This window comes from Microcystis sp. M090S1, assembly GCF_020246295.1.
GTDB classification, from domain to species: domain Bacteria; phylum Cyanobacteriota; class Cyanobacteriia; order Cyanobacteriales; family Microcystaceae; genus Microcystis; species Microcystis aeruginosa.
In genome coordinates, this window is sequence record NZ_JADBTF010000489.1 from 1 (window position 1) to 6,814 (window position 6,814).

The following is a 6,814-nucleotide window of genomic DNA, read 5'->3' on the forward strand; positions in this document are numbered from 1 at the left end:
TGACCCTTTTCCCTGTTTGGCTTCTCGCAAAGCTCGTCAGGATTATTATGGCAAAATTACCTTTTCTTTTATTCAGGAGTTTGAGGCTTTCACATAACAGTACTTGTCTTTGTATTGAAAAATGTGTCCGTCAGTCAGCTTGCTTGCTCTACGCTACTGCCTGTTTTAGTTAATTCTTCTGCTGTAAGACCTATAAGCTCACGAGGCTTAAGTTTATCTAAATCAACTCGATTAAAGTATTGAAGAATTTGAGAAATATGAGGACGATATTCTTTCACATACTGATTAATTTCATTCCAAAGTCCAGATATTTCTTGAGTAATTTGGTAGGGTGCAAAAGCACCTGTATCTTGTGGAATAAGGTTTGACCAATCAAACCGGCGAATAGGACGTGTTTGATTATTCACTTCTATATCATCAATCCGCATCGACCCATTCTCGATAGCCTCCAGTAAGTGACTTTTCCCCGCACCGTTTACCCCTGTAAGCACCACAAAATCAGGTAGCTCTAGCTCTGGGAAGGAAGTTATTGATTTGTGAATCTTTAGAAACGATAGCTTCATAAGTGTTTATCAACTACTCCGATAATTGGCGATCGCTAATTATTGCTAAACAGCATACAGAATAAGGGTTTTGAAGAAAAGCGGAAAGGAAGATAAGGAAATTATATCTTTACTGCCGAAATCTGAAAATACCCTAGCGATCGCTATCTTCCGGCGAACGCTTCGCGCACGCTTCGCGTGACCGAGCCACTTCTAAGACCTGTTCGAGAGATAATCCCAGAGAAGCGGCGATTTCCTTGGGATTAACCCCCGCTCGCAATAATAAGGGAACAGAAGCTAATTTTCCGGTGATTTCCCCTTCTTGACGACCTTCCTCTAGGGCCTCCTGAAACACACGCGTCTGTCTTAACTCGCTTAAACTAAACATAGCTTCTATCTCCTTTCGAGTAATCTGCGGCAACTTGTAAATCAAAATCGTCTCTATCAATTCTAAAAGTTCCTGTTGGCGATTTTCTACCCCCGTTTCCCTCACTCGCACGATTAACTCCCTTCCTTGGTTGATCACTTGCGCTTCGGGTAAGCTTACTAACTCTAGCGTCGCTAATCCGAGCGAATCTGGTGGAATATCAGCTAATTCCTCGAGATAAATCCTTTGTACTCTTTTTTCTTGTAATAGCTCTCTATATCGCTCTATATTCTCCTTTTCCACCCTTCGATTCGGATAGATCACCACCCCGCGCCAATTGTTTTTTAACCGCGTCTGTTTGAGATAGAGAAAAATTTCGGCGAAAAAACGCGCATAAAACTCCGGATCATTCTGAAACTGAACTTCGGTAAAATAAATTGGTAAATCTTGCCGTTCTGGTAGAAAGACTCCATCGATGCGAAAAGATAGTTGTTTCACCTCTACGGAGGAAAATCGATAGAAATTGGCTAATTCGCTGGGAAAGTCGATTAACTCAAACAGAAGATCGGGAAAGGTTTGAAAAAGTCGGTAGAAAATCGTGTCGGTTTTCATGAGTTCGGTCTATTCCGCTGGTGCATCACTGGGTTCTGGAGGAGTATTTTTGACTTTTTTGGGGTTAATTGCCTTAGTACTGCCAATAAAGAGCGATTTTAGCCAATTCCAGAGCTTTTTTAGTAAGGATAGCATCGAAGAAAAGCGTCAAGGAAGATAAAGAAATTATATCTCTGCTGGCGAAAGTCGTCCCTCTACCGGTTCAAATTCGTCCTCTAATAGCCAATTTTCCGCTTCCTCGTAACTCGCACCGGTGAATATCACCTGATAACCCTCAGAGGGATCGTAAACGCGATAGTTTTCTGAAGATTCAGCCAGTAAAAGCAAGACATAGGGAGGAGAGCAGCGGATCGATCCAAACCTCGGCAAAATTCCAATTATTATCAGCTAAGTTGGCTGCAGGGGATAACGTCCTAGGGGTTTTCTGTATCGATCTAATTTTTTCTAGAATGGGTAGAGAAGGAATTGCCATCGATCCATGATTCAGAGTATCTCGTCCTCTTGGTTTTCTCAGTATTCCTCGGCAGTTGCCGCAGGAATTTGCGCTATTTTAGTCTTTTTTGGTTGGTTATGCCTACACTTTAATCTGATCGGCCCGGCTTTTATCCTACTAGCGATCGCCTATGTGGTGGGAGGATACGAGAGTACCCAAGCAGGATTGACGACTTTATGGGAGGAAAAAGAACTGGATGTGGACCTCTTAATGATTGTAGCGGCCTTGGGGGCGGCGATTTTGGGACTCTGGGACAGTAATTACTATCTCATCATCGATGGAGCCGTTTTAATCCTGATTTTCGCCATTAGTGGTGCATTAGAACAGATTGCCATGGCGAAAACCGATCGCAATATTCGTTCTCTCATGGCTATGACTCCCGATACTGCCAGATTAATCACGGGAGACAGGGAAAAAGAGGTTCCTATCAAGCAATTACGGATCGGTGATACAGTTTTGGTCAAACCGGGTGAATTAATCCCCATTGACGGCATTATTATGGAGGGAAACAGTCCCATTAATCAAGCGCCAATTACCGGAGAATCGCTTCCCGTGGATAAAACCATCGGGGAAGAAGTCTTTGCGGGAACTCTCAACGGTGCGGGAGTGCTACGTTTAAAGGTGGAAACTCCCCCCGAAAGTCGCTTAATTGAGAGGGTGATTCGTTTGGTAGAAAAAGCGCAAAATGAATCCCCTCCCTCCCAACAGTTTATCGAAGGTTTCGAGCGGGGTTATGCGAAAATTATCGTGATTTTGGGCTTAATTTTCGGGATTTTACCGCCTTTTTTCTGGGGTTGGACCTGGGAAACCACTATCTATCGAGCCTTAATTTTTCTCGTGGTGGCTTCTCCCTGTGCTTTAATGGCCTCAATTATGCCAGCTTTGTTATCGGGTATCGCTAACGGGGCAAAACAGGGGATTTTATTCAAAAATGGCGCAAGATTGGAGATGATCGGCCGCATACGAGCGATCGCTTTTGATAAAACCGGCACTCTCACCCTTGGTAAGTTGCAAGTGGTGGAAATTATCCCCATCCATGCAGTTAGCGAAAATGAGGTGTTAGCGGTGGCTGCATCCCTAGAATCCTGTTCCGAACATCCCATCGGATCCGCTATTACCGCCACAGCCAGGGAACGTGGTATAAATTTCTTCAGTGCTAATCAGGTGCAAGCGGTATCGGGACGGGGTATCACGGGAAAAATTGCCGATAAGTCGGTATCTGTGGGCAATTTTGCCTATATTCGTGACCATATTTCCGATCTTGACCAGAATATTTTAGCTATCCGCGAACGTTTACAAAAAGAAGGTAAAACCCTCGTCTGGGTAGTACAAGAGAATCAGATAATCGGTGCGATCGCTGTGGCCGATACCCTTCGTGAATCGGCAGTTAATCTGGTGAAGCAGCTAAAAAAGATCGGTATCGAACATATCGTTTTAATTACGGGTGATAATCAACAAAGTGCCGATAAAGTCGCTGAAAAACTCGGCATTGAGGAGGTTTACGCTGATTTACTGCCCGAAGATAAGTTAACCGTTATCCAAAATCTGCAAGAAAAATATCACACTGTCGCTATGGTGGGAGATGGCATTAATGACGCACCCGCTTTAGCTATGGCTAATGTGGGGATTGCCATGGGAAAAGCTGGTAGTGATGTCGCCTTGGAAACGGCCGATATTATCCTCATGTCCGATAATTTAGCCAAAATTCCCAGCGCAATTAACCTTGGTCGTCGTGCCAATCGCATTGTTAAACAGAATATCACTTTCGCCCTCGCGTTTATCGGCATATTGCTAATAGCCAATTTTGCCGGTGATATAACTTTACCTCTTGGTGTCATCGGTCATGAAGGATCGACGGTATTAGTGACTCTAAGCGGTTTAAGATTGTTCAAATAGGGATAAAAATACAGAGAACTATGGGCGAAATCCAGGCAATCCGAGGCACAAAAGATATTTTACCGGCGGAGGTCGGTTACTGGCAGTGGTTAGAGGAAACTGCTGGCAGAATTTTAGGGACTGCGCTGTATCAAGAGATACGAACTCCCATTTTTGAACAGACGCAACTTTTTGAACGGGGTATCGGGGAAGCGACGGACGTGGTGGGTAAAGAAATGTACACTTTCTTTGATCGCGGTCAACGTTCCCTGACTTTGCGACCGGAGGGAACGGCTGGGGTCGTTCGCGCCTACATTGAACACAAATTACAGGCTGCCGGAGGAGTACAAAGACTCTGGTATCAGGGGCCGATGTTTCGTTATGAACGTCCGCAAGCGGGTAGGCAGCGACAGTTTCATCAAATCGGGGTCGAATTGTTGGGAAGTGATGACCCTAGGGCGGATGTGGAAGTAATTACCCTTGCCAGCGAGATATTAAAAGCTGTAGGGCTAGAAAACCTAAAATTAGACCTTAATTCCCTGGGAAATGCCCAAGATAGGCAAAATTATCGTCAGGCCTTGCTAGATTATTTGACTCCCTACAAAGCTGATTTAGACGCGGATTCTCAACAGAGATTAGAAAAAAATCCCCTGCGAATTTTGGATAGTAAGGACGAGAAAACAAAAATTATCTGTGAGAATGCCCCCAGTATTCTTGAACATCTCGGCAGTGATTCTCAAAAGCATTTTGAACGGGTGCAATCTTTACTAACCGATTTGGGAGTTATCTATAATCTTAATCCCTGTTTAGTGCGAGGATTGGACTATTACACCCATACGGCCTTTGAAATTCAGTCCGATGATTTAGGCGCTCAAGCCACGGTTTGCGGTGGTGGTCGTTATGATGGTTTAATAGCTCAATTAGGCGGTCCAGACACGCCGGCAGTGGGTTGGGCGATCGGTTTAGAACGTCTGATTATATTATTACAACAAAAGCAATCTTTATCTTTTTTGGTTCCCGATTTTTATCTCGTCTCCAAAGGAGAAAAAGCTGAGGCCCGCAGTGTGGTATTAGCGCAGCAATTACGCGGATTGGGGTTTAGCGTCGAGTTAGACTTAAGCGGCAGCGCTTTCGGGAAACAATTTAAACGGGCCGATCGAGCTAAGGCGGTGGGCTGTATAATTTTGGGGGATGCTGAGGCTGAAAATGGCACGGTACAACTGAAATGGATGGCCACCCAAGAACAAATTAGTCTAACCCAAGCGGATTTATTGACACAAGCAAGGGAATTAAAAGCGCAAATCTCCCGGCACAAATCCTAAGTTTTAGCGTCAAGGGCAAACATTAGGCTCTCTTATTCTTTGTGTCCTTTGTGGTTAGTTCCACTCGCTGGGTGCATCTCATTTTTGTAAATCTACCAATTGGGATTTTTACGGGGAAACCCTCTGCTAAAATCGGACGTTGTTTCTGATTTTACCACTCAATCCAGGCTTTTGGGGGGTTCTACCCCCCAAACCCCCCGTTGGGGGCGTGGCGCCGCCCCCAAACCCCCCGCGCATTAGTTTTTCGGTGGGATGCTTACAGGCAGCTGCTGATACATTTGTCATCATCTAAGAGTCACTGATAATTGCTGATTGTCGGTATTCCTGCAAATGTGAGATGCAGCCCACTCGCTCGCTGGCGGGACTGTATCCTAGAATACATTTTACCCACCAAACCTAAGAGGCCAAACATTAGGCCTAGGCTAAGATTATGGAATTTATACTGCAAAAACAAGGGGAGAATCACGGAAGCACAATTTCTACTAATTCCCTAGAAATTGTCTCGGGAAACTATCGTCTCTTGGCCCGTCTGGATTCTCCTTTTGTCAATATCGAAGTGCGTATCGATTACGAATCTCCGGACAGTAGTGAAAGATATACTCATTATTATCGATCGGATGCTGGGGGTTGGCTGGAAATTTTTTCCTATCGAGATTTAGGAATAGGTAGCTGGAAAATTCGCTGTTATGGGGATATTCTGGCAGAATTAGGGGGGCAAGGTTGGCAAGAAACGTTAACTTTAATTGTTACTCCTGTTAAGATCAATTATCTGGCTCAATTAGAACAGTTAATTAAGACCGAAATTGAACCTTTATTAGCACTAGAATACTCTCCAGAGATGGTAAGATTAGAATTTGCCGATTTAACCAATAATTCCGCCTTTGTTTTTGATTTATGCCTACCAGAGGAAACAATGATAGCTAGAGAAGGGGTAACTCTAGAACTGCCGGAACCTGCTAATATGAAAAAGAGCCTTCAAAGTTTATCTAATCGCAATTCTGCACCCCTACCCCCGAAAATATCCGGTTCTAATTCTCGCCGAAAATCCCCGCAACTGCCCCCAATTCCTAAAAATAAATAGGGTTTGCTGAATAAATGTGAAATATAGACGAGGTAAGGGTTTTATACTAAATCCGTTGAGTAACGCACAGAAAACGGGTTTCTCGGAGAAACCCGTTTTCTACCTACTCATGCACTTATGCAAAAAGGGGAATAAATAATCAGTCTTTAATAACTGGATTTAGTATAAGAGTGCAATCCCTGCAAAAAAGAAATAGTTTAGCGAGTTAAAAAAGGAGTATAAGCATGGTTCGCATACCTACCCATAGAAGACCCACCCATCCGGGCCAGATGCTGAAAGAGGAATTTTTGCGGCCGATGGGAATCACACAACGTCAACTTGCGGACGCAATCGGAGTTCCCTACCGGCAAATTAACGAAATCGTCAACGGTCGTCGGGGGATTACCGAAATTTTGGGTTAAAGCCCCGTCCTTTTAGGACGGCTTTTTAAACTATATCTTGTTAACTTAACTTTTATTGTGCTATACTGATTTTGTCTAAGTCCCCCCTGCGTAAAATGTTTGTCTTAGAGTTTAAAGTTAA

7 protein-coding genes are annotated in these 6,814 nt (G+C 44.0%); 4 read left to right on the top strand and 3 right to left on the bottom strand.

All coding sequences use genetic code 11. The features are described 5' to 3' along the window. Window positions 1-134: 134 nt before the first annotated feature. From IM477_RS21565 to IM477_RS21575, 3 genes are all read right to left on the bottom strand, one after another. Complete coding sequence (locus IM477_RS21565; protein ID WP_287733399.1) at window positions 135-563, bottom strand: OLD family protein; 429 nt, start codon at window positions 561-563, stop codon at window positions 135-137. A gap of 133 nt (window positions 564-696) precedes the next feature. Continuing rightward, window positions 697-1,521 (bottom strand): Rpn family recombination-promoting nuclease/putative transposase, encoded by an 825-nt coding sequence (locus IM477_RS21570; RefSeq protein ID WP_287733400.1) that lies wholly within the window; start codon window positions 1,519-1,521, stop codon window positions 697-699. Window positions 1,522-1,686: 165 nt separating this feature from the next. After that, entirely contained in the window at window positions 1,687-1,890 is a 204-nt protein-coding gene (locus IM477_RS21575) for a hypothetical protein (protein ID WP_502866556.1), read from the bottom strand. 109 nt (window positions 1,891-1,999) lie between these two features. On the opposite strand from IM477_RS21575, the gene IM477_RS21580 reads away from it, so the two are divergent. From IM477_RS21580 to IM477_RS21595, 4 genes are all read left to right on the top strand, one after another. Next, entirely contained in the window at window positions 2,000-3,910 is a 1,911-nt protein-coding gene (locus tag IM477_RS21580) for a heavy metal translocating P-type ATPase (RefSeq protein WP_287733401.1), read from the top strand. Window positions 3,911-3,930: 20 nt separating this feature from the next. Then, window positions 3,931-5,211, top strand: a complete 1,281-nt coding sequence (hisS, locus tag IM477_RS21585; protein WP_287733402.1) for a histidine--tRNA ligase — start codon at window positions 3,931-3,933, stop codon at window positions 5,209-5,211. 430 nt (window positions 5,212-5,641) lie between these two features. Further along, complete coding sequence (locus tag IM477_RS21590) at window positions 5,642-6,292, top strand: hypothetical protein (RefSeq protein ID WP_287733403.1); 651 nt, start codon at window positions 5,642-5,644, stop codon at window positions 6,290-6,292. Between the two features lie 224 nt (window positions 6,293-6,516). Continuing rightward, window positions 6,517-6,693 carry a HigA family addiction module antitoxin gene (locus IM477_RS21595; RefSeq protein ID WP_287733404.1) on the top strand — a complete coding sequence of 59 codons (177 nt, stop codon included), beginning with the start codon at window positions 6,517-6,519 and terminating at the stop codon, window positions 6,691-6,693. Window positions 6,694-6,814 lie beyond the last annotated feature (121 nt).